The sequence below is a fragment of the Streptomyces sp. NBC_00414 genome (assembly GCF_036038375.1).
GTDB lineage: Bacteria > Actinomycetota > Actinomycetes > Streptomycetales > Streptomycetaceae > Streptomyces.
Genome location: NZ_CP107935.1, coordinates 2,626,903 through 2,649,765, shown reverse-complemented (window position 1 = coordinate 2,649,765; position 22,863 = coordinate 2,626,903). Strand labels below are relative to the sequence as shown.

Annotated in this window: 18 protein-coding genes; 13 read left to right on the top strand and 5 right to left on the bottom strand. The window is 71.7% G+C overall.

The features are described from left to right. Window positions 1-200 precede the first annotated feature (200 nt). From OHS59_RS11320 to OHS59_RS11310, 3 genes are all read left to right on the top strand, one after another. Window positions 201-758: a DUF1707 and FHA domain-containing protein gene (locus OHS59_RS11320; protein WP_328493269.1), complete on the top strand. Its 558-nt coding sequence runs from the start codon at window positions 201-203 to the stop codon at window positions 756-758. A gap of 240 nt (window positions 759-998) precedes the next feature. Further along, window positions 999-2,393, top strand: a complete 1,395-nt coding sequence (locus OHS59_RS11315) for a M14 family zinc carboxypeptidase (RefSeq protein ID WP_328493268.1) — start codon at window positions 999-1,001, stop codon at window positions 2,391-2,393. A 42-nt stretch (window positions 2,394-2,435) separates the two neighbouring features. Continuing rightward, window positions 2,436-2,909, top strand: coding sequence for an SSI family serine proteinase inhibitor (locus OHS59_RS11310; RefSeq protein WP_328493267.1), 474 nt, complete (start codon window positions 2,436-2,438; stop codon window positions 2,907-2,909). Between the two features lie 94 nt (window positions 2,910-3,003). On the opposite strand, the gene OHS59_RS11305 is transcribed toward OHS59_RS11310, so the two are convergent. From OHS59_RS11305 to glgX, 3 genes are all read right to left on the bottom strand, one after another. Further along, entirely contained in the window at window positions 3,004-4,254 is a 1,251-nt protein-coding gene (locus OHS59_RS11305) for a M14 family zinc carboxypeptidase (RefSeq protein ID WP_328493266.1), read from the bottom strand. Window positions 4,255-4,428: 174 nt separating this feature from the next. Continuing rightward, window positions 4,429-6,906, bottom strand: a complete 2,478-nt coding sequence (treY, locus tag OHS59_RS11300) for a malto-oligosyltrehalose synthase (protein ID WP_328493265.1) — start codon at window positions 6,904-6,906, stop codon at window positions 4,429-4,431. 228 nt (window positions 6,907-7,134) lie between these two features. Further along, complete coding sequence (glgX, locus tag OHS59_RS11295; protein WP_328493264.1) at window positions 7,135-9,243, bottom strand: glycogen debranching protein GlgX; 2,109 nt, start codon at window positions 9,241-9,243, stop codon at window positions 7,135-7,137. A gap of 179 nt (window positions 9,244-9,422) precedes the next feature. Here glgX and OHS59_RS11290 point away from each other — a divergent pair, with 179 nt between their 5' ends. The 4 genes from OHS59_RS11290 to OHS59_RS11275 all read left to right on the top strand — a co-directional run bounded on the left by OHS59_RS11290 (window position 9,423) and on the right by OHS59_RS11275 (window position 13,851). Beyond that, window positions 9,423-10,241: a Tat pathway signal sequence domain protein gene (locus OHS59_RS11290; RefSeq protein WP_328493263.1), complete on the top strand. Its 819-nt coding sequence runs from the start codon at window positions 9,423-9,425 to the stop codon at window positions 10,239-10,241. A 101-nt stretch (window positions 10,242-10,342) separates the two neighbouring features. After that, window positions 10,343-11,668, top strand: coding sequence for a copper amine oxidase (locus tag OHS59_RS11285; RefSeq protein WP_328493262.1), 1,326 nt, complete (start codon window positions 10,343-10,345; stop codon window positions 11,666-11,668). Window positions 11,669-11,770: 102 nt separating this feature from the next. After that, window positions 11,771-13,003: an SAV2148 family HEPN domain-containing protein gene (locus OHS59_RS11280; protein WP_328493261.1), complete on the top strand. Its 1,233-nt coding sequence runs from the start codon at window positions 11,771-11,773 to the stop codon at window positions 13,001-13,003. Window positions 13,004-13,122: 119 nt separating this feature from the next. Next, window positions 13,123-13,851: a 3'-5' exonuclease gene (locus OHS59_RS11275; protein ID WP_328493260.1), complete on the top strand. Its 729-nt coding sequence runs from the start codon at window positions 13,123-13,125 to the stop codon at window positions 13,849-13,851. Between the two features lie 18 nt (window positions 13,852-13,869). Here OHS59_RS11275 and OHS59_RS11270 read toward each other — a convergent pair whose 3' ends face one another. Continuing rightward, the gene (locus OHS59_RS11270; protein ID WP_328493259.1) at window positions 13,870-14,865 is read right to left on the bottom strand and encodes a DMT family transporter; all 996 of its coding nucleotides are present in this window, start codon (window positions 14,863-14,865) and stop codon (window positions 13,870-13,872) included. Between the two features lie 115 nt (window positions 14,866-14,980). Here OHS59_RS11270 and OHS59_RS11265 point away from each other — a divergent pair, with 115 nt between their 5' ends. Then, window positions 14,981-15,883, top strand: a complete 903-nt coding sequence (locus OHS59_RS11265; protein WP_328493258.1) for a LysR family transcriptional regulator — start codon at window positions 14,981-14,983, stop codon at window positions 15,881-15,883. Between the two features lie 194 nt (window positions 15,884-16,077). Here OHS59_RS11265 and OHS59_RS11260 read toward each other — a convergent pair whose 3' ends face one another. Continuing rightward, complete coding sequence (locus OHS59_RS11260; RefSeq protein ID WP_328493257.1) at window positions 16,078-16,938, bottom strand: aminoglycoside phosphotransferase family protein; 861 nt, start codon at window positions 16,936-16,938, stop codon at window positions 16,078-16,080. Between the two features lie 259 nt (window positions 16,939-17,197). On the opposite strand from OHS59_RS11260, the gene OHS59_RS11255 reads away from it, so the two are divergent. The 5 genes from OHS59_RS11255 to mgt all read left to right on the top strand — a co-directional run bounded on the left by OHS59_RS11255 (window position 17,198) and on the right by mgt (window position 22,806). Beyond that, window positions 17,198-18,133 (top strand): carbohydrate ABC transporter permease, encoded by a 936-nt coding sequence (locus OHS59_RS11255; protein WP_328493256.1) that lies wholly within the window; start codon window positions 17,198-17,200, stop codon window positions 18,131-18,133. Then, window positions 18,130-18,963, top strand: a complete 834-nt coding sequence (locus tag OHS59_RS11250; protein WP_328493255.1) for a carbohydrate ABC transporter permease — start codon at window positions 18,130-18,132, stop codon at window positions 18,961-18,963. The genes OHS59_RS11255 and OHS59_RS11250 overlap by 4 nt, the downstream gene beginning before the upstream one ends. 5 nt (window positions 18,964-18,968) lie before the next feature. Next, on the top strand, window positions 18,969-20,261 hold the full coding sequence (locus tag OHS59_RS11245; RefSeq protein WP_328499167.1) for an ABC transporter substrate-binding protein: 1,293 nt from the start codon (window positions 18,969-18,971) through the stop codon (window positions 20,259-20,261). 507 nt (window positions 20,262-20,768) lie between these two features. Further along, entirely contained in the window at window positions 20,769-21,545 is a 777-nt protein-coding gene (gene erm, locus OHS59_RS11240) for an ErmE/ErmH/ErmO/ErmR family 23S rRNA (adenine(2058)-N(6))-methyltransferase (protein WP_328493254.1), read from the top strand. 37 nt (window positions 21,546-21,582) lie between these two features. Next, window positions 21,583-22,806, top strand: a complete 1,224-nt coding sequence (gene mgt, locus OHS59_RS11235) for a macrolide-inactivating glycosyltransferase (protein WP_328493253.1) — start codon at window positions 21,583-21,585, stop codon at window positions 22,804-22,806. Window positions 22,807-22,863: the final 57 nt, after the last annotated feature.

The following is a 22,863-nucleotide window of genomic DNA, read 5'->3' as shown; positions in this document are numbered from 1 at the left end:
CGAGATCAATTCACCTTCGAATCCTTCCGATCGGACGACGATCCGCCTGACCGGACGGCGGAAACACACCGGAACGGTGTCGGAAAGAGGCCGGAAAGGCGCCTGAAAGGCGTCGGAAACCGGCCGCGCCCGGTGAGCGCACTGCGCTGAAGTGCTGCGTTTTCTGGACACTCCGGCCGTGCTGCCAGACAATCAGCAGCGTGACGTCGTCCTCGGAGTTCCACACCTATCCCGCTCCCGCGAGGCTGTCGGACGCCGAGCGGGACAGGACGCTGAAGGCGCTGCGGGAGGGTGCCGCCCTGGGGAGGCTCTCGCACGACACGTTCCTCCTGCGGATGGAACTCGCCTTCGCCGCCCGCACCGCGGACGAACTCGCCGCGCTCACCGCCGACCTGCGCACCGAGAGCCGCTGGTCGCGACTGCTGTTCGGCACGGTCGAGGCGATCTCCGGATTCAACGTCCGGCTGCGCCGGGCCTGGCAGGCCGAGCGGCTGCCCAAGCTGCTGCTGCCCAGGCCCGAGAACCGGTACCCGCTGCGGATAGGCCGCGACCCTGCCAGCGGCCTGCGGCTCAGCCACGAGACGGTGTCCCGGGTGCACGCCGAACTCACCCGCCAGGGCGGCCTGTGGGTGCTGCGCGACCTCGGCTCGACCAACGGCACGGCCGTGAACGGGCGGCGGGTGATCGGCGCCGCCGTCGTCCAGGTCGGCGACCAGGTCAGTTTCGGCCGGATGGTGTTCCGGCTCGCGGCGGACTAGGTGGACCGGGCGGACCGGGCGGACCGGACCTGAGGCCCGGGACCCGAGACCGGCCACCCCGATCCGCGTGTCCGGGACCCGCCGACGGAACCGCCGCCTCCGCCGAAGGGGCCGACGGACGGAACCGCCGACTCCGCCCGAAGACCCGGCGAGCGTGCATATTTCTATCGTGCACCGGTGTTGACGGCGCCTCCACGGCCGTGACTCACTGTGCGTACACCATGCACACCAAGTGACCCGGTGGTTACTCGTTGCGGAGGTAAGACCCTGCCGCCACTCCTCCGCTACCCGTCCGTCGACGAACTGGGCCTCCGGGCCGCCGCCCTCGTGGACCGCCGCCCACGGGACGCCCGGCTGCGCCGGGTCGGCACCTCCCGGGCCGGACTCCCGCTGCGGCTGCTGTCCGTCGGACACGGCAGCCGCCAGGTCCTCGTCGTCGCGGGCCCCCATGCCAACGAACCGGTCGGCGGCGCCACCGTCCTGCGGCTGGCCGAACGGGCCCTGGCCGACCCCCGGCTGTGCGACGGCGCCGACGTGACCTGGAACCTCCTGCTGTGCCTGGACCCCGACGGCTCGCGCCGCAACGAGGGCTGGCTGTCGGGCCCGTACACACTCGGCCACCACTTCCGGAACTTCTTCCGGCCCGGCTTCATGGAGCAGCCCGAATGGCTGCCCGACGGCGCGGCGGGGGCCGCACTGCCGGAGACCCGCGCCCTGCTCGCCCTCCAGGACGAACTGCGGCCCTTCTTCCAGTGCTCCCTGCACGGCGTCGACGTGGGCGGCGGCTTCGTCGAACTCACCCGCGACCTGCCCGGCATGGCGCCCCGCCTCGCGCAGATCGCGACACGCTTCGACATCCCGCTCGAACTCGCCCCGTACGACACGCTGTACTGGCCCACGCTGGGGCCGGCGGTCTACCGGATCCCGCCCCCGCGACGCGGCGACCTGGCCGCGGCCATCACGGAGGCGGCGGTCGAGTCCACCTGGTTCCACCCGCATCCGTACGGAACGGTGACCGCGGTCGTCGAGGCCCCCATGTGGGGTGTGGCGGCCGTGCAGGACCCCTCGGCGCCCGCCGACACCGAGGACGCGCTGAGGGCCGTCACCCGGACGCTGCGCCGCGACACGGTCCTTCTCCAGGAACTGCTGGCCCGGATCCGCCCCTGCCTCGGCACGGCCGGGGACGTGGACCGCCTCCTCGCCCCCGTCGACGACTACGTTCTGGTCTGCCCCGGCATCGCCGACTCCTGGGATCCCGACACGGGACCGGGTACGGACGCCGACGGCGCCGCCCGCCCGCTGCCGCCGCTCGCCACGTCCGGGCTGACCGCGCTGCGCATCTCCGCCCGCCGGATAGCGCTGCGCACGGCGGGGCTGCTGCACCAGCTGGTGACCGCCACCGGACAGGACCCGTACGGCGCGACGGCCGACCTCGACCGGCTCATCGACGCGTGGTGCGCGGACTACCACGACGGCCACGGGGCGCGCTGGATCCCGGTCGCGCGGCAGGCCGAGTACCAGACGCGGGTGGTGCTCGCCGCGTTCGACCTGGCCCGCCACCGCGGTCCCGTACCGGGGCCGGCGGCGCGTCCGCTCGGTATGCCCGCGACGAGGGCCGAAGTGCCGTTCGAGTGAGTCGGGGTGGGCCCGGAGGCCCGACGTGCCGATGCACAGGCAATGACGAACAACCGAAAAGCGACCGCGGCGGTACGGGCCCTTCTGCTCGCCGCCTGCGCGCTCCTCCTGGCCGGGCCGGTGCAGGCCCGGGCGGCGGTGCTCCCGGAGCCGCCGTCCGGCGACTGGCTCTACGTGACCGTCGCCCGCGGCGAGCCCGGTTCCGACTCCGGTTCCGGCTCCGGCTCCGGTTCCGGCGACATCCGGGGCACGCTCCTGCTCTGCGACCCGCCCAGGGGACACGCGCAGGCCCCACGCGCCTGTGAGGAGCTCAGGGCCGCGCACGGCGACGTCGGCCGGATCCCCCTCAAGGACACCTTCTGCCCGATGGTCTACGCGCCGGTGTCCGCCTCGGCGCGCGGCCAGTGGGGCGGCCGTGCGGTCACGTACCAGGAGACGTTCGCCAACTCCTGTGTGATGACGGCGCGGACGGGAGCCGTGTTCCCCCTGCCGCACGGACCGCACCGGTCGTACTGACCGCGCCTGTCGCACGAACCGCACCGGTCGTACTGACCGCGTCGGCCGCCGGTTCCGTCCGCGCACGTCCGCGCGGGACGGTCCGGCCGGAGTCTCACGGCGCCCCGTCCCGGGCGTGCCGCGCCGCGGCCAGCACCGTGCGGCTCTGGTGCTCGACCTGGTGCTCCAGAGGCACCCAGCGCGCCCGGAAGCGCTGGGCGAAGGCCTCGCTCCAGGACCCGACCAGGTGCTCCAGGGCGGGCGCGGCACGGTCGTCGGCCTCCCGCAGGACCCGCAGGAGCATCGCCGCGGCCCGCAGCGGGAGCCGGCGGCCGAACGCGTCCACGCTGCCCACGTGCGCCATCGTGGTGTCCGCGGGCGGCGGCCGGACCCAGTCGCCGGCCAGCCCGGGAACCAGTTCCAGCGCCCACTTGGCGGCACGCAGCAGTGGCCCGGCGGGGCCGGGGAGCCGCGGCAGCGCCTCGACGAGGACGTCCTCGACCTGGCCCGCGTCCTGCCGGAGCCTGCGTGCCAGGCGCCGCATCGCCGCCGCCGGCGCGGGATGCGGCGTCGGATCGTCCACCAGGTCGCTGGCCCACATCGGCACCTCGACGACCGCGGTCAGGCCGCCGTACAGATGGGCGCGGTACCAGGTGCTCTGCCGGGCGTCGTCCGGCATGCTCAGGTGCGCGAGGTCCGTGCCGGGCGCGGGCATCACATGCACCCCGGGCCCGGAGGCCGGCCAGCCGGCGGCGTCCGAGGCGCCCGTCTCGACCGGGATGTTCAGTTCCGCCGCGGACTTGGCGAACGGCTCGGCCAGGCCCGGGATGTCCTTCGTGAGCTGCACCCAGCTGCCGCCGAGGTCGGTGCCGTGGAGCGTCACCTGGAGGTAGGGGCGGAGTTCGTCGATGACCCGGAAGAGGGCCAGGGTCTCGGGCGGCAGCCGGTCGGGCGGCAGCACAGACGGTGACCACTCGGGCTGCTCGGGTCCGGCCGGGCGGAAGAAGCCGAGGTGGTAGTCGAGCAGGGTGCGCGGCGCCGGAGTCACATGGAGGCTGGCGCCGTCGGGGTCCGCGCAGAGCAGGAAGTGCCAGGACGTGTCGGCCCGCAACCGCCGCTCACGCACGACCCGTTCGGCCAGTGCCAGCAGGGTGGAGCCGCCGGTGGGCTCGTTGGCGTGGGCGCCCGCGACGACCAGCACCGCGCGCTCTGCACGGCCCACGGACAGCAGGTACAGGGGTCGGCCGGCGCGCGAGGCACCGATCTGTCTGAGGCAGCACAGGCCCGGCCGATGGGCCGCCAGAGCCCCGGCGGAGCGTTCGAGTTCGGTCACACTGGGGTAGCGCAGCTCCGGCAGGAGACTCACCCCCGACTTGGTCCGCTCGGCGTCGCAATCCGCAGTACTCCACGGACTGGATGAACTGTCAAGTACGCGAAGGGGCGCCTCCGGGGAGCGCCCAGCAGCACTTACGGGTGTCCGGGGCGGCGATGTCACCCCGGACGCCGGTCGCGACCGGCACCAGTACCCCGGCGGCGCCCGTCAGCCGCCGGACACGGGATCGTCTCCCGCCCGCTCCAGCAGCACCACGGGCAACCGTCCGAAAAGCGCCTCCACGCGTGCGTGCCCCGTGAACTCCCGGCCGGGGGTGAGCAGATCGGTCCAGCGTCCCGGGGGCAGCGGCAGTTCGGTGTCGCGCCAGCCGCCCTCCTCCGCCAGGCGCAGCGACAGCCGGGAGACGGCCGTGACCACCTCTCCGGAGCGCGCGAACGCCAGACAGTGCGCGGCCCCAGGGCCGTGCGCGGGCAGCGGCTCGTACGCGGCGGACTCGCCGAACACGGCGGGGCGCCGCCGTCGCAGCCGCAGGGCGGCCGTCGTGAGCAAGGCCTTCTCGGCGGACAGCCCGGACAGCCCGGACAGCCCGGACAGCCCGGACAGCCCGGAGAGACCGGAGAGGTCGGACAGGCCGCCCGAGCCCTCCGAACCCTCCACGCCCTCCGCGTCCTCAGCGTCCTCCGGAGGGAAACGCACGGGCCGCCGGTTGTCCGGGTCGACCAGCGCCCGGTACTCGGCCTCCGTGCCCTGGTACAGGTCCGGCACCCCCGGCATCGTCAGATGGACGAGGGCCGCCCCGAGGACGTTCGCCCGCACGTACGGCTCCAGCGAGGCCCTGAACTCGGCGACGAGCCGGCCGGGCACCCCGCACGGGCCCGCCTTCAGGAAGGCCGCCACGGCCTCCTCGTACGCGGGATCCTGCTCGGTCCACGCCGTGGCGAGGCCCGCCTCCCTGATGTGTTTCAGCAGGGCGCCCTGAAGCCGTTCGCCGTCCGCGGGGCCGAGTCCGACGGCGGTCTGCCAGGCGGCCCAGGCCACCTGCGGATCCGGCGCGCCCACCCCCTCGGCGGCCGTCCGCCCGGTCACCTCGGCGAGCAGGTCGGCCCAGCGCGAGGGGGCCTGGGTGAGCACGGAGACCGCGGCCCGGACGTCGGCGCTGCGCTTCGTGTCGTGCGTCGACAGCACGGTGCCGGTGGCGGGCCAGTCGCGCTGCACGCGCGCGCAGTACGTGTGGAAGTCCTCAGGGGACACCGCGGGCGACCCCGGTTCGCCGCCCACCTCGGTCGCCGACAGCAGCGGTACGTACCGGTAGAACGCCGTGTCCTCCACGGACTTGGCCCGCAGCGCCGACGCGAGCTGGGCGAACCGGGCCCGGAACGCCGCGAACCCGGGGCCCTCACCGACCCGGCCCAGCACCAGATCCCGTACGAGATCGACGACGTGGGCCTCCTCGGGGACCTTGAAGGCCTGCTTGGCCTCCTCCGCGGCCTCCTCGGTGACGACCGACGCGGCGTCCCCGGAGGTGTAGGGCCGGTAGACCTCAAGCCGGACGAGCAGCTCCCGCAGCGCGGTGCGCAGGGCCCAGGGGGCGCGGTCGCGCAGCGCCGGGTCCGCGGACGTGCGGCACAGCCGGTCCGCCTCGCGGGTGAGCCGGTCGACCTCGGCGGCCAGCTCGTGGTGGACCACCTTGTACGCGGCCCGCCGCACGGTCGCCTCCCAGACGCCCCCGCGGTCGGCCTGGGGGGCCGCGAACCGCCGGTACTGGCCGAGGAGTTCACCGGCGCCCGCCGGGTCCGTGAAGACGCCGTCGATGTGCCGCAGCGCGTCGTAGCCGGTGGTGCCCGCGACCGGCCAGGCGGCGGGCAGCGGCTCGCCGTCCGCGAGGATCTTCTCCACCACGGTCCAGCGTCCGCCCGTCGCCTCGTGGAGACGCCGCAGATACGCGTCCGGGTCGGCGAGGCCGTCCGGGTGGTCGATCCGCAGCCCGTCGACCACGCCCTCGTCCAGCAGCTGAAGGATCTTGGCGTGGGTGGCCGTGAAGACCTCCGGTTCCTCGACGCGCACCCCGATGAGCTCCGAAATGCTGAAGAACCGCCGGTAGTTCAGCTCGGTGCGGGCCAGCCGCCACCAGGCGAGCCGGTACCACTGCGCGTCCAGCAGCTCGGGAAGCGGCAGGTCCGCGGTGCCGGCCCGCAGCGGGAACGCGTGGTCGTGGTAGCGCAGGACGTCCCCGTCGACCACCAGGGCGCCGGTCTCCGCGCCCAGCGGCTGCCCGAGCACCGGCAGCAGGACGCGCCCGCCCTGGGCGTCCCAGTCGATGTCGAACCAGCGCGCGTACGGCGAGTCGGGGCCCTCGCGCAGCACCTCCCACAGGGGGTGGTTGTGGCGGGGGGACATCGCCATGTGGTTCGGCACGATGTCGAGGACGAGGCCCAGGCCGTGTTCGCGGGCGGTACGGGACAGGGCGCGCAGGCCTTCCTCGCCGCCGAGTTCCTCCCGCACGCGCGCGGGGTCCACGACGTCGTAGCCGTGCCCCGAGCCCGGTACGGCCTCCAGGACGGGCGACAGATGCAGATGCGAGACGCCGAGCCCGGCCAGGTAGGGGACGGCCTGCTCGGCCGCGCTGAAGGGGAACTCCGGCTGGAGTTGCAGGCGGTAGGTGGCGGTCGGCGCGGCAGGTGTCATGAAGACTTACGTACCCGGCCGGCGCCGTTTCGTGTCTCCCGACACGCTGCCGCTCCGCGGGGGCTGCCGTTTGTAGGTGCGGGTTGCAGGTGCGGGCCCGCCGTGGCTGAGCGCGCGGTTCCCCGCGCCCCCCATCAGGGGCGCGGGGAACCGCGCAATCTTTGCCTTCAGGGGCGCGGGGAACGGCGCGGCCGGCCCCCACCCGTAAACGGCACCCCGTGCGGAGCGCTACGCCGGTCGCTGGAGGACCATCATGCTGCGGTCCACCATCGACAGGCTGTCACCGGCCTGAACCTTCGCCCCGGTCCCGGGGGCAACCCCCGCGGACCGGCCCGTGTCGACGATCACCTGCCACTGCCGCCCATGATTGACCGGCACCACGAAGTCCAGCGTCTTCGCCGAGGCGTTGAACAACAGCAGGAACGAGTCGTCGGTGATCCGCTCCCCGCGAGGCCCCGGCTCCGAGATGGCGTTGCCGTTGAGGAACACCGACAGCGCCCGCGACTGCGTGGAGTCCCAGTCGTCCTGGGTCATCTCCTCACCCGCCGGGGTGAACCAGGCGATGTCCGACAGCTCGTCGTGGGTGCCCTCCACGGGCCGCCCGTGGAAGAACCGGCGCCGCCGGAACACCGGATGCTCGCGCCGCAGCCACACCATCGCGCGGGTGAACTCCAGCAACTCGCTGCCGTCCTCGGGCCACGGCACCCAGGCCAGCTCCCCGTCCTGGCAGTACGCGTTGTTGTTGCCCCCCTGCGTACGCGCGAACTCGTCGCCGTGGCTGAGCATCGGCACGCCCTGCGAGAGCAGCAGGGTCGCGGTGAAGTTGCGCATCTGGCGCCCGCGCAGTTCCAGGACCTCCGGGTCGTCGGTGTCGCCCTCGGCCCCGCAGTTCCACGAGCGGTTGTGGCTCTCGCCGTCGCGGTTGTCCTCGCCGTTCGCCTCGTTGTGCTTCTCGTTGTACGACACCAGGTCGTGCATCGTGAAGCCGTCGTGGCAGGTGACGAAGTTGATGGAGGCCAGCGGGCGCCGCCCGTCGTCCTGGTAGAGGTCCGAGGACCCGGTCAGCCGGGACGCGAACTCGGCGAGCGTCTGCGGCTCGCCCCGCCACATGTCCCGTACGGTGTCGCGGTACTTGCCGTTCCACTCGGTCCACAGGGGCGGGAAGTTGCCCACCTGGTAGCCGCCCTCGCCGACGTCCCAGGGCTCGGCGATCAGCTTCACCTGGGAGACCACGGGGTCCTGCTGGACCAGGTCGAAGAACGACGACAGCCGGTCCACCTCGTGGAACTGCCGGGCCAGGGTCGCCGCCAGATCGAAGCGGAACCCGTCGACGTGCATCTCGGTGACCCAGTACCGCAGCGAGTCCATGATCATCTGGAGCACGTGCGGGGACCGCATGAGCAGGGAGTTGCCCGTGCCCGTGGTGTCCATGTAGTAGGTCGGGTCGTCCATCAGCCGGTAGTACGAGGCGTTGTCGAGCCCCTTGAAGGACAGCGTCGGGCCGAGGTGGTTGCCCTCGGCGGTGTGGTTGTAGACCACGTCGAGGATGACCTCGATACCGGCCTCGTGCAGCGCGCGGACGGCCGACTTGAACTCCAGGACCTGCTGTCCGCGGTCGCCCCAGGACGCGTACGCGTTGTGAGGGGCGAAGAAGCCGATCGTGTTGTAGCCCCAGTAGTTGTTGAGGCCCATGTCGACCAGACGATGGTCGTTCACGAACTGGTGAACGGGCATCAGTTCGAGTGCCGTGACACCCAGTTCGGTCAGGTGTTCGATGATCGCCGGGTGGGCGAGGGCCGCGTACGTGCCGCGCAGCTCCTCGGGCAGCCCGGGGTGCCGCATCGTCAGGCCCTTCACATGGGCCTCGTACAGCACGGTGTGGTGGTACTCCGTGCGCGGGCGCCGGTCGTCGCCCCAGTCGAAGTACGGATTGACCACCACGGAGCTCATCGTGTGGGGTGCCGAGTCCAGGTCATTGCGCTTGCCCGGCGACTTGAAGTGGTAGCCGTACACCTCCTCGCCCCATTCGATGCTGCCGCTTATGGCCTTCGCGTACGGGTCGAGCAGCAGCTTCGCCGAATTGCAGCGCTGCCCCCGCTCCGGCTCGTACGGACCGTGCACACGGAAGCCGTACCGCTGGCCCGGCATGACGCCGGGCAGATACGCGTGCCGTACAAACGCGTCGGTCTCGCGCAGCTCTATCGCCGCCTCCGAGCCGTCGTCGTGCAGCAGACACAGCTCGATCCGGTCCGCGGCCTCCGAGAAGACCGCGAAATTCGTGCCGGCGCCGTCGTACGTGGCACCGAGTGGGTACGCCTGTCCAGGCCAGACCTGCATGGATGCAACTCTTCCAGTTGTGCGACGTCGCAGAGGGCGACTCCCGCCCGAGTGTCCCCGAAACTGATGGAACCACCTAGGACTTACCTCCCTCTTACCGGTCGACCAGTGCATACGCGGTATGCCGAACCAGTGGAACTCGATCGACTCCTAGAGATACAGGGGGAGTAGGGGGAAATGTGCGCACAATAGTGCACCGCCATCTGGGCAAGGTGGTGGCGGGCGCGGCCATAGCGGTCGCAGGGACGGCCGTGATGGTCGGGATCACCCTGCCGGGCTCGGCGGGCGCCGACGACTCCGGCGGCCAGGGGACGGGCCGGACCGCCCAGGCGGCGGGGCAGGCCGGGGAGCAGGGCCAGGGGCAGGGCGCCGTGCAGCCGGGTGTCGTCGAGCAGGCTCCGGCCGAGGGCGACAAGGGCAAGGGGCGCGACCCGCTCACCGACGACGAGACCGAGCGGGTCGAGAAGCTCGCCCTGGACCGTCAGCTCCTGCGCAGCAGCGAGAACGTGGAGGGCGAGAAGGGGCCGCAGCGGATCACCGTCGACCTCTCCGAGCCCGAGGCGAGCGAACTGGACGACCCGAACGCGCCGCGCCGCGCCGAGGTGTCGTTCTACGACTACAAGGACGACTCGCTCGTCACCAGGACGGTGAACCTCGACACCGGCAAGGTCGAGTCGACCGACACCCAGCACGGCGTCCAGCCGCCGCTCAGCCGCGCCGAGACCGTCGAGGCCGCGCAGCTCCTGATCGCCGACCGGCTGGGTGCCGGACTGAAGGCCGACTACAAGGACGCGACCGGGAAGGAGCTGACCACTCCCGACCAGCTGATGCTCAACAGCATGGTCTTCCGGGCGAACTCCGGCACGCCGGCCGCCCTCGCGGACTGCGGCGAGCACCGCTGCCTGCGGCTCTTCGTGAAGATCAAGAACGGGTCCTGGATCGACAGCCGTGACCTGGTGGTCGACCTCAGCGCCCGCAAGGTCGCCAAGGTCGGCTGAGTCTTCCCGGTCCACCGGCCTCCCTCCGTAGGGACAGTCGACTTCGCCGACCTCACTTCACCTTTCCCACTTTCCTGCTTGTGCAAGGGAGTCATTTCTTCATGCGCCTGAACAGAATCAGCCGCGCCCGCAGGCGGACGGCGGCGGGCCTCTCGGTGGCCGCCCTGGCCGTCGGCGTCACGACGGCCGCGGGACCGGCCGTCGCCGAGACCAGGGCCGCCCCCGCGGCCGCTGCCGCCGCCGACTGCAGCGCGGCGTACAAGATCGAGCAGAAGCTCGCCACCGGCACCACCTGGACGATGTGCTGGCACTACGAGAGCGAGGCCGGGCTCGTCCTGGAGAACGTCTCGTACCAGCCCAAGGGCGAGGCCGCCCCCATCCGGGTCCTGACGAGCGCGAAGCTCGCCCAGATCCACGTGCCCTACGACGACGGCTCGGTCGAGTACGACGACCTCACGGGCGCCGGTTTCGGACAGGGCCTGATGAACATGGCCCCCGGCGAGTGTCCCGGCGGCACCATCAAGACCGTCAAGGTCCCGGACTCCTGGGACCCGGAGCACCCGGACGTCAAGGGCCTGTGCACCACGACCCGCTCGCGCGGCCACGCCTACCGCATGCAGGGCGACTCGGCGAGCAAGGTCTTCCAGCAGCAGGGCAAGGACCTGCTCGTCTACACGGTCAACCAGGTCGGCTGGTACGAGTACATAACCGAGTGGCGCTTCCAGGACGACGGCACCATCAACATGAACGTCGGCGCCACCGGCAGCCTCTCGCCCGGTGACTACGACGCCGGCGACGGCCGCGGCTGGCCGATCGGCAAGGGCGCCAGGTCGTACGCCACCAGCCACAGCCACAACGTCTTCTGGCGGCTCAACTTCGGCCTCGACGGCACCTCCAAGAACAAGATCGAGCAGTACGACTCCGTGGTCAGCCCGCCGGCCGCCGGCGGCGAGGCCCCGCGCAACAAGACCACCCGCACGAAGATCACCAAGGAACTCGCGGGCGACGCCAAGAACATGCGCTGGTGGCGCGTGGTCAGCACGACCGGCAAGAACAAGGACGAGCACGCCCGTTCGTACGAGTTCGTGCCGGGCGCCACCTCGAAGTACCCGGGCCGCGCTTTCACCAAGCACGACATGTACTTCACCGAGTACAAGAAGTGCGAACAGTTCGCCAGCAACAACCTCCGCAACTGCGGTACCGGAGGCGGTAAGTCCGTCGACAAGTGGGTCAACGGACAGGCCCTCACGCACCCCGTGGGCTGGGTGAACATCGGCTTCCACCACGTCGCCCGGGACGAGGACCAGCAGCCCATGCCGGTCCACTGGCAGGGCTTCTCGATGGCCCCGCGGGACGTCACCGCTATGAATCCGCTCACTCCGCCGGAGCTGGCCGACCAGAACGGGCAAGTACAAGGCGGTAGTTGAGAAACGACCTGTCCATCCGGCTGCACCGCCCGCCGCTCCCGGAGTACCCTTCCTTGATCGTTGGCTGGGGGAGTGCTCGGGGGAGCGGAAGGCGGTGTGCGGGTGGGGTCCGGAGGGCTGGAGTTGCCCCCTGGTGACGGCGGTCACGAGGGGAGCTCCGCAGATGCCCCACCGGGAGCGGTGTCCCTCGCCCGTCCGATGGAGATCGGCGCGGAGCTGGACTGGGGCGCCGAAGCCTGGGGTGAGGTGCGTACGCGCGCCCAGCGGGCCGGCCGGGCCTACATCTGGCTGAACCTCGTCGAACAGCGGCTGCGCGCGGTCGTGGCCGCTGTTCTGCGCCCGATCTACGAACCCGTGCACGGCGAGGACGACTGGGTGGTCGCCGCCGCCGGACCCGCCGGCCAGGAATGGGTCCAGCGTGCCGTCGCCGTACGTGAAGTCAGCCGTCGCAAGGGCTACTTGCTCGACCCCGCCGACGACAACGTCCTGAGCTTCCTCACCCTGCCGCAGCTGCGCGAGCTGATGGTGCAGCACTGGCCGTGCTTCGAGCCGTACTTCGACGAGCGCCGGGACGTCGAACTCGCCCTGGACGAGCTGGAAGTCACCCGCAACGTCGTCTCGCGGAACAGGGCCCTGTCCGAGGCCGTCCTCGCCCAGGCGGAGCGCGCCTCCGCGAAGCTCCTGGAGATCCTCGGCGCGGGCAGCGACGTGCCGTCCGCCCGCCGGCTGCCCGTCGACGCCGTCGAGAACCTGGTCGGCGACCGCTACGCGGACGTGGTGGCCGTGCACTCGGACCGGGTGCGGCTGCTGAGGCAGTTCCCCGCCGAGGACTTCTTCGGCGGCTCCCGGCGCCTCGACGCGATCGGTATCGGCCTGAACCTCCTCGTGCAGAACTTCTCGGGGCGCAGGCTCGTGCGGCTGGCCGAGTCCGGCTGCCGTACCCGGCTGCTGTTCCTCAACCCCGCGTCCAGCGCCGTGAAGCGACGCGAGCGGGAACTGGGGATAAAGCGGGGCGAGTTGAGCCGTTCCGTGGAGATGAACATCCTGCACATGCGCCGGGTCAGGGCCCGGCTGCGCGACCCCGGCGCCTTCGAGATCCAGGTCTACGACGAGACGCCCCGCTTCACGGCGTACCTCGTGGACGGGGACGGCTCGGACGGTGTGGCGGTCGTGCAGTCGTATCTGCGGCGCACCCGCGGGATGGAGGCGCCGGTGCTCGTCCTGCGCGGCGGAGGGCGCGTCCTGAAGCCGGACGACGCGGGCGAGGACGGGCTCTTCGGGACGTATCGCGAGGAGTTCGAGGTGGCCTGGGCGGATTCGCGGCCTGTGTCCTGACCGGTCCCGTTCCCCGGGTGATGGGCCGACCGGTAAGCGGAACGCGGTCCTCGGATTGTCAGTGGCCCATGGCATCGTGGAGATCACTGGGGGAACGCACCACGAAGAAGGGGGCCGGCATGGCTTGGCACGGGGAGCTGCTGATCGGCTTCGACCTGGAGACGACCGGGACCGATCCGCGCGAGGCGCGCATCGTCACCGGAGCGGTGATAGAGGTCCGCGGCGGGGAGCCCGCCGGGCACCGGGAGTGGCTCGCCGACCCGGGGGTCGAGATCCCGGCGGACGCGGTCGCGGTGCACGGGATCAGCAACGAGAGAGCGGCGGCCGAGGGCAGCCCCGCCGACCGGGTGGCCGACGCGATCGCCTCGGTGCTCGTCGCCTACTGGCAGGCGGGCGTCCCGGTCGTGGCGTACAACGCGGCCTTCGACCTGACCCTGCTCTCCGCCGAACTGCGGAGGTACGGACTGCCGTCGCTGCGCGAGCGGCTCGGCGGTGCCGAACCGGGGCCGGTCATCGATCCGTACACGATCGACCGCTCGGTGGACCGCTACCGCCGCGGCAAGCGGAATCTCGAAGCGGTCTGCGCGGAGTACGGTGTTCCGCTCGACTCCGCCCATGACGCCTCGGCGGACGCGCTGGCCGCGGGTCGGCTGGCCACCGCGATAGCCGTCCGGCATCCGAAGGTGGCCGCGCTCGGTCCGGCGGAGCTGCATCGCCGCCAGATCGAGTGGTACGCGGAGTGGGCGGCGGACTTTCAGAGCTTTCTGCGGCGCAAGGGGGACGCCGAGGCCGTGGTGGACGGGGTGTGGCCCGTGCGGGACCTCGCTGGCGCCTCCGGCGTCAGGTGAGGGCGGATGCCTCCGGCATCAGGTGACGTCTGAGGTGAGCTGCGGGTCGGTGGGGGCTGGTCGCGCCCGCGCGGCCGAGCCGCTGATGTCACGGCCCCGATCCCCTGACGGCGCGCTGCGCGCGGCCTTGGCCGTCCGTGCTCGGTGGGCGCGTTCTATTGCCTGGCCCCAATAGGTGCCGGTGACGAGCAGGGTCGCGCCCAGGCCTGTGAGCAGGGTGAAGTGGTCGCCGGCCAAGGCGATTCCCACGGCCGCGGCCCAGATCGGCTCGGTGCCCAGCAGGAGGCTGGCGCGGCTGGCCGAGGTGCGCTGGACGGCCCAGGTCTGCGCGAGGAAGGCGAACACGCTGCAGAACAGGGCCAGATAGAGCAGCTGGGCCCAGCCCGCCGCGCCGACGTCGACGAGGGTGGGCAGATCGCCGGACGCGGGGATCAGGAACAGCCCCGTCCCGACGAGGGTCTGCACGGTGGTCAGCCGCAGCGGCCGGATCGCGCGGCCCACGGTGAGCCGGCCGACGAGCGCGACATGCCCGGCGCGTATCACCGCGGCGCCGAGCATCAGCAGGTCGCCGAGACGGGGCGCGTGAAAACCGTTGCCCGACATCAGGAGGCCGACGGCCAGCAGACAGACACCGGCGGCGGCGTAGAAGGCGGGAGGCAGGCCGCCGCCGCGGCCGGAGCGGTCCAGCAGCGGGGTGATCACGATGGTCAGACTGATGATGAGTCCCGCGTTGGCGGCGCTGGTGTGCGCGACGCCGTACGTCTCCACGACGAGGATGGCCGCCTGGGTGACGCCCAGGGGCACACCGATCCGGATCTCGTCGCGGGTCCACGGGCCGGACCTGCGGTCGGCCGCGACCAGGCCGAGACAGGCGACGGCGGACAGGGCGTACCGCGCGAACAGCACCACCAGGACGGGCAGCACGGCGGTCGCCGTCTGGGCGGAGAGATAGCTGGAACCCCAGACGAGGGCGACGAGGAGGAGTACCGCATCGGTACGGCGGGCATCAGGCACGCGCTCACCCTGCCCTCTCACGACCCTGAAGCAAAGAGCCAACTTCTAAAACGATCCTTTAGCATCACTACATCGGAAGGAAGGCTGACAGAGGGCCGGGAGGAGGGCCGAGGGCATGGACGAACGGCAGCTGAGGATCCTGCGTGAGCTGGGCGAACTGGGCAGTGTCACGGCGGTCGCCGACGCGCTGCTGGTCACCCCCTCGGCGATCTCCCAGCAACTGAGGCTGCTGCAGCGCGCGATCCCCGTACCGCTCACCGAGCGTCAGGGGCGGCGGCTGGTCCTCACGGACGCCGGGCAGGCCCTGGCAGGTGCGGCGATCGAGGTGGAGACGGCGCTGGAGCGGGCCCGGCACACCGTGGAGGAGTTCGTCGACCGGCCGGACGGCGAGGTGTCGGTGGCGGCCTTCCACAGCGGGGGTTCGGCGTTCTTCCCCCTGCTGCTTCGGGCACTGGCCGCACCCGGCAGCCCTCGCCTGTCCCTCGCCGACGCGGACGTGACACAGGACGACTTCCCGCCGCTGACCCGGGAGTACGACCTCGTGCTCGCCCACCGTCTCGAACACACCCCGGGATGGCCGAGGACGGTCACCGCCACGACGCTGTTGCGCGAACCGCTCGACGTGGCCATGCCCGCCGACCATCCGCTGGCCGTCAAACGGCGGCTCACCCCGCTCGACGTGGCCGACCAGCCCTGGATCACCGCGCACGACGGGTTCCCGGTGGTGGCCACCATCGACGCCATCGCCACGGCCGCGGGCCGTCGGCTGCGGCTGGTCCACCGCATCAACGAGTTCGCGGTGGTCGCCGAGGCCGTCGCCGCCGGCGGGGGCCTCGCCCTGATGCCCCGCTGGACGATGCGCCCGCACCCCGCGCTGGTCCTCAAACCGCTCAGCGGCATCCGGGCCCGCCGCCAGATCGACGCCCTCCACCGCCCCGAACGCACAGCACGAAAGGCAGTCCGCACGGTGCTCGCCGAGTTGCACCGGGCGGCCGACACGATCCGCGCCGCCGGATGAGGAGACCCCACGGCGCCCCCCTCAGGGGGCAAAAGCCGGGGCGCAGCCCCGCTTTTGAGGGGCGCGGGGAACTGCGCGTTCAGCCCCGGCGTACCCGCAGACGACGAACAACCGCTCCTAGGGGCGCGGGGAACGGCGCGACCAGCCACACACAACGCACCCGCAGGCAGCGACCCGTCCTGGCTACGGAGCCGTCAGAACGGATACCACCGCACCGTCTCGTCCCCGTCCCGCAAGGACGCGACCCGCCGCTGGAACTCGGCGAGCGCCCGAGGATTACTGGGCGCATGCTGCGCGACCCACGCACAGCTGGCAGTCTCCCGCGCCCCGCGCAACACCCCGCACCCCTTCCACTCCCGCACATCCCACCCGTACGCCCCCGTGAACGTGTCGTACGCCTCGGCAGACATCCCGTACCGGTCGCGGGACAGGGCCATCACGACCAGGTCGTGCTCCCGCAGGTCGGCGGAGAACGTCTCCAGGTCGACCAGGACGGGCCCGTCGGGACCGACATGCACGTTGCGGGGCAGCGCGTCCCCGTGGATCGGCCCCGGCTCCAGCGCGGGCGTGAGCGCGGCGGCGGCCGTGGCGAAACCGTCCCGCCGGTCCCGCAGGAACGCCGCGTCCGCCGGGTCGATCACGTCCCCCGCGAGCCGCAGCCACCGCTCCACCCCGCCGAGCAGCTCACGGCGCGGCAGTTCGAAGGCGGGGGAGGGCAGGGCGTGCACCACCCGCAGCAGCTCGGCGAGATCACGCGGTTCGGCCGGGCGGACGGGGTCGGACAGCCGGTGCCACAGCGTCACCGGGTGACCGGCGACGAACCGTGCCTCGGGCTCGGCGGGCCGCACCGCCGGGACACCCGCCTCGGCGAGCCAGAGCGCGACGGCCAGTTCCCGCCGCGCCCGGTCGAGGAGTTCGGTGTCGCGGCCCACCTTGACGACCAGGTCACCGACGGCGAAGACGGCGTTCTCGCCCAGCGCGAGCAGCACCGCGTCCCGGCCGTCCCCGACGACCTCCGCCCCGGCGAGTACGTCCCGCGCCTGTGCCTCGTCCATCACTCGCCTTCCGTGAAGCCCTGGGCTCCCGCTGTTCTCTCGTTTGCCGTCGGACGCCATTCTGCCTCGCGCGCCGGACGCCGAGATCACTCCATACGTCGCCCAGCGTCACATTCGCACTGGTGAGAGCCCGCGGGGGCCGCCATCGCGGCGTGCGCGCTGTCTTGACGCGATGTCAGCGGGTCAGCACGATGACGGGGGCCACCGGGACGGCCAGATCGATATGAACCGCTATGAACCGCTCAGAGGAGCCGATTCCGTGACATTGGCGACCGCAAGGAAGCGGTCAGCGAAGCCCGCGCCGCGGGCCGGCGGGCAGGGCCGCCCCGTCGACCACGGCGCCTGGTTCCTGGTGCTGCCCGCGCTCATCCCGATCCTGGTGCTCAGCGTCGGTCCGCTCCTGTACGGCATCGTGCTGGCGTTCACCGACGCGCAGTCGGGCCGGACCGAGCCCACGCAGTGGATCGGGACCCTCAACTTCCAGGACCTGCTGCACGACACCCTGTTCTGGGACTCGTTCCGGATCGGCCTGGTGTGGGCGGTGGGGGTGACCGTCCCGCAGTTCCTGCTCGCACTGGGACTGGCCCTGCTGCTCAACGAGGAACTGCGGCTGCGCTGGCTGGCGCGGGCGCTCGCGATCATCCCGTGGGCGATGCCCGAGGTCGTCGTCGGCATCATGTGGCGGCTGGTCTACAACCCGGACGCGGGCATCCTCAACGAGACGATCCGCGACCTGAGTCTCGGCGACGGGCGGGACTGGCTGTCGGGCCTCGCGACCGCGCTGCCCGCGGTGATCGTCGTCGGCATCTGGGCCGGTATGCCCCAGACGACGGTCGCCCTGCTCGCCGGACTGCAGAACACCCCGCGCGAACTCCACGAGGCCGCCGCGATGGACGGCGCCGGCGCCTGGCGGCGGTTCCGCACGGTCACCTGGCCCGCCCTGAAGCCGGTCGCGCTCGCCATCACCGCGCTCAACTTCATCTGGAACTTCAACTCCTTCGCCCTGGTCTACGTGCTGACCAGCGGCGGCCCGGGCGGCCGTACCCGGCTGCCGATGCTGTTCGCCTACGAAGAGGCCTTCCGCTACGGGCAGTTCGGCTACGCGGCGGCGATGGGATGTGTGATGGTCGCGGTGATCTCGGTGATCCTCGCCGTGCAACTGGTCGGCCGGCTGCGGGGAGGCGAGGACGCGTGAGGACGAGCAGAAGGGCCCGCGCGGGCCAGTACGCCGCGCTCCTCGCGTATCTGGTCTTCCTCGCCTTCCCGTTCCTGTGGCTGATCTCCACCGCCTTCAAACCGGCGCGCGAGCTGGCCAGTCTGCATCCGACCTGGCTGCCCCAGGACCCGACCCTCGACAACTTCCGGCAGGCCTTCGACGAACAGCCCCTGCTGCGGGCCGCGGCCAACTCCCTGGTCGCCGCGCTCGGCGCGGCGGTGATCGCCGTACTGATCGCCACCCCGATGGCGTACGTCATGGCCCGGCACCGCACCCGGCTCGCGAAGGCGGCGACCGGCTGGGTGGTGGTCAGCCAGGCGTTCCCGTTCGTCCTCGTGATCATTCCGCTGTTCCTGGTCCTGAAGAACCTGCGCCTGATCGACTCCGTACCCGGCCTGATCATGGTGTACGTGGTGTGGGCCCTGCCGTTCGCGCTCTGGATGCTCGTGGGGTACGTACGGGCGGTGCCGGCCGAGATGGAGGAGGCCGCGGCGGTGGACGGCGCGGGCAAGGTGCGCACGCTGGTCTCGATCACCGCGCCGCTCCTCGCGCCGGGCATCGTGGCCACGGCCCTGTTCGCGTTCATCAGCGCGTGGAACGAGTTCTTCTTCGCGCTGGTGCTGCTCAAGACCCCGGAGAAACAGACCTTGCCCGTCGTCCTGACCCACTTCCTCGGAGCGGAGGGCGTGGCGGACCTCGGCCCCCTCGCCGCCGCCGCGTTCCTGGCGACGATCCCGTCGCTGGTCGTCTTCGCGCTCATCCAGAAACGGATCACGGGCGGCATGCTCGCCGGGGCGGTGAAGAGCTGATGCGGATGCGTACGGGATGGCTCACCGGGCTGGTCGCGGGGCTCCTCATCGTCACCGGCTCCGGCTGTTCCGGCGACGGGAGCGGCTCCGAGGACGGGCGGATCACCCTCCGCTTCCAGTCGCTGGCCTGGCAGAAGGAGTCCGTGGACGCCAACAAGGAGCTGGTGCGGGAGTGGAACGCCGCGCATCCGGACGTCGAGGTCGAGTACGTGCAGGGCTCCTGGGACAGCGTCCACGACCAGCTGCTCACGTCCTTCGAGGGCGGTGAGGCGCCGGACATCATCCACGACGCCTCGGACGACCTCGCGGACTTCGCGTACGGCGGGTATCTCGCGGATCTGAGCGGCCTGTTGTCGCAGCGGCTCACCTCCGACATCCCGGAGCGGAGCTGGGAGACGACGACCTTCGGGGACGGGGTCTACGGCGTGCCGTTCCTCCAGGAGCCCCGGGTCCTCATCGCCAACGCCGAGTGGCTCAAGGAGTCCGGGGTACGGATCCCCACCCCTGAGAAGCCCTGGAGCTGGGACGAGTTCAGGAGGATCACCGACGAACTGAGCGGCGGGGACGGGAAGTACGGGGTGGCCTGGCCGCTCAAGGAGCCTGTCTCGGCCACGCTCAACCTGTCGCTGTCGACCGGCGGGCAGCTGTTCCACCGCGGCGCCGACGGCAAGGTGCGGATCCGGTTCGAGGAGGGCGACGAGGTGGTGCCGCGCACCATCCACGACCAGGTCAACACCGATGGCAGCGCGTCGGGTTCGACGCTCGGCAGCGGCGGCTCCGACACCCTTCCCGGCTTCTTCGGCGGCAAGTACGCGATGGTGCCGCTCGGGTTCTCCTACCGGCAGCAGATCGTGCAGCAGGCACCGAAGGGGTTCGACTGGCAGGTGCTGCCCGCGCCCGCCGGGGCCGACGGGCTCACCCAGGGAGTGAGCCCGCAGACGCTGTCCGTCGCCGAGGACAGCCCGCACAAGAAGGAGGCCGCCGCCTTCATCGACTTCCTGCTCCGGCCCGACAACATGGTGCGACTCGCGCGGGGGGACTGGATGCTGCCCACCGGGAGTGAGGCCTTGCGAGATCCGGCGCTGCGGAGCGAGAAGGACGGCTGGGCGGTGGGGACCGCGCTCGCCGCGGACTTGCGGTCGGCGCCCGCGCAGTCCGTGCGGGGGTATCCGGAGTGGAAGGACAAGGTGGCGACGCCCGCGTTCCAGGAGTACTACAGCGGTGCGATCGGGCTCGGCGAGCTGAGGCGCCGCCTGGTGAAGGACGGAAACCTGGTCCTGGCCCGCTACCAGAGGTGACGTAGCGCTCCGCTCGGGGGTGGGGGCTGGGTGGGCTGCCGGGTGCGGGCCGGTGGGGTCGGCCGCGCAGTTCCCGGCGCCCTGAAGGGCAAGAGCTGGGGCGCAGACCCGCTTTTGAGGGGCGCGGGGAACTGCGCGCTCAGCCCCCACCGGCCCGCACCCGGCACACCGCCGCACCCCCCGGAAGCCCGCTCGAAAATCAGTTGTAGGGCGAGGTGGAGCCCACCTACCGTGCCGCACGTGGGTATCAACGCGATTTTCTCTTCCGGTCTCGGCCGGGGCTGCACGTATTCCATTCGGATGCGGCGTGCCCCGGCGCCCTGACCGGACCGGGGGCCGGCGTCCGCTGACGGCACTCGCCGCCGGGCACTCCCTCCCACGCACGACTTGAAGCAGGCACGCGGTACAACCCGCGTGCCCTCCTCGCGCGCGTCCTTTTCCTCCCTCCTTCCGGTCGGGGCCTTCGGCTGCCCGTTCCCGCCCCACGGAAGACAAGGACCGCAGGCCATGGCCCGCCCCACCCGCGTTTCGCGCGCGCTCTCGCAGAACTTCCTGACCGACCGCGCCACCGCCGACCGCTTCGCCCGGCTCGCCGTACCCCACCCCCACCGGCAGCCGCTGCTGCTCGAAGTGGGCGCCGGGAAAGGCGCGTTGACCGAGGCGCTCGTACCCCGCTGCCGGGAACTCCTCGCCTACGAGATCGACCCGCGACTCGTACCCCCGCTGCGCGCCCGCTTCTCGGAGCGGCCCCGAGTGCGCGTCATCGGCGGCGACTTCCTCGCCGCGCGGTCCCCGCGCACGGCCTTCTCCGTCGCCGGGAACGTGCCGTTCTCGCGCACCGCGGACGTCGTCGACTGGTGCCTGCGCGCGCCGGGGCTCGACGACGCCACCCTCCTCACCCAGCTCGAATACGCCCGCAAGCGCGCCGGGGACTACGGGAGCTGGACCCGGCTGACCGTCCTGAGCTGGCCGCGCTTCGAGTGGCGCTACCTCGGGCGGGTCGCCAGAACCCGGTTCCGGCCCGTGCCCCGGGTCGACGCCGGGATCGTACGCATCGAGCGGCGCCGCACCCCACTGCTCGACCCGGCCGCGTACGACGTCTGGCGGCTCCAGGTCGAGCTGGGCTTCTCGGGAGTCGGCGGGTCGCTGCACGCCTCGCTGCGCCGGGCGCACCCGCGGCGCCGGGTGGACGCGGCGTTCCGTGCCGCTCGCCTCGACCCCCGCGCGCTCGTCGGGGAGGTGGATCCCGAACGGTGGCTGGGGCTGCACAAGGCGCTCATTTAGCTTGCACGAGACGTCTCGTCTCGTTTAAGGTCGCGTCATGACCACCTCCCGCCCCGCCCACATCGCCATGTTCTCCGTCGCCGCCCACGGCCATGTGAACCCGAGCCTCGAAGTGATCCGGGAGCTCGTCGCCCGCGGCCACCGGGTCACGTACGCGATTCCGCCGGTCTTCGCCGACAAGGTCGCGGAGACCGGCGCCGAGCCGAAACCGTGGAGGTCGAGCCTGCCGTCGCCCGACGACGACCCCTCGGCGTGGGGGAGCACGCTCCTGGACAACGTGGAACCCTTCCTGGCCGACGCCGTCCAGGCGCTCCCGCAGCTCATCGAGGCGTACGAGGGCGACGAGCCGGACCTGGTGCTGCACGACATCACCTCGTACCCGGCCCGCGTCCTCGCCCACCGCTGGGGCGTCCCCGCCGTCTCGCTCTCCCCGAACCTCGTCGCCTGGGAGGGGTACGAGAAGGAGGTCGCCGAGCCCATGTGGGCGGAGCCGAGGAAGACCGAGCGCGGGCAGGCGTACTACGCCCGATTCCAGGCCTGGCTGGACGAGAACGGGGTCGACCTGGACCCCGATTCGTTCGGCGGGCGTCCCGACCGTTCCCTGGTCCTCATCCCGAAGGCCCTCCAGCCGAACGCCGACCGTGTCGACGAGTCCGTATACACGTTCGTCGGCGCCTGCCAGGGGCACCGCACCGCCCAGGGGGAGTGGCGGCGGCCCGAGGGTGCCGAGCGGGTCGCCCTCGTGTCCCTGGGATCCTCCTTCACCAAGCAGCCCGCCTTCTACCGCGAGTGCGTGAAGGCGTTCGCCGCTCTGCCGGACTGGCACCTGGTGCTCCAGATCGGCAAGCACGTCGACCCGGCCGAACTCGGCGAGCTGCCGGGCAACGTGGAAGTCCACCACTGGGTCCCGCAGTTGGCGATCCTCAAGGAGGCCGACGCCTTCGTCACGCACGCCGGAGCGGGCGGCAGCCAGGAGGGGATGGCGACCGCCACGCCGATGATCTGCGTACCGCAGGCCGTCGACCAGTTCGGTAACGCGGACGTGCTCCAGTCGCTCGGAGTGGCCCGACATCTGCCCATGGAAGAGGCAACCGCCGACACCCTGCGAGAGGCTGTTCTCGCGATCGCCCACGACCCGGAAGTGGCCCGGAAGCTGAAGGTGATCCAGGCGGAGATGGCAGCCGAAGGAGGAACTCTTCGTGCCGCGGATTTGATCGAGGCAGAAATTCCCGAAGGGCATGCTCGGGCACAGAAGGCCTGATCACGGGGCACGGAAAGCCTGATCGGGTGACCGTCAGCGAACTCGGAATTCCCCCGG

Coding starts and splice junctions, on each gene's coding strand:
- treY (WP_328493265.1), bottom strand. CDS start 6,906: ATGACACCTGCCGCGCCGACCGCCACCTACCGCCTGCAACTCCAGCCG.
- mgt (WP_328493253.1), top strand. CDS start 21,583: ATGACCACCTCCCGCCCCGCCCACATCGCCATGTTCTCCGTCGCCGCC.
- OHS59_RS11245 (WP_328499167.1), top strand. CDS start 18,969: ATGCGTACGGGATGGCTCACCGGGCTGGTCGCGGGGCTCCTCATCGTC.
- glgX (WP_328493264.1), bottom strand. CDS start 9,243: ATGCAGGTCTGGCCTGGACAGGCGTACCCACTCGGTGCCACGTACGAC.
- erm (WP_328493254.1), top strand. CDS start 20,769: ATGGCCCGCCCCACCCGCGTTTCGCGCGCGCTCTCGCAGAACTTCCTG.
- OHS59_RS11275 (WP_328493260.1), top strand. CDS start 13,123: ATGGCTTGGCACGGGGAGCTGCTGATCGGCTTCGACCTGGAGACGACC.
- OHS59_RS11285 (WP_328493262.1), top strand. CDS start 10,343: ATGCGCCTGAACAGAATCAGCCGCGCCCGCAGGCGGACGGCGGCGGGC.
- OHS59_RS11260 (WP_328493257.1), bottom strand. CDS start 16,938: ATGGACGAGGCACAGGCGCGGGACGTACTCGCCGGGGCGGAGGTCGTC.
- OHS59_RS11265 (WP_328493258.1), top strand. CDS start 14,981: ATGGACGAACGGCAGCTGAGGATCCTGCGTGAGCTGGGCGAACTGGGC.
- OHS59_RS11310 (WP_328493267.1), top strand. CDS start 2,436: ATGACGAACAACCGAAAAGCGACCGCGGCGGTACGGGCCCTTCTGCTC.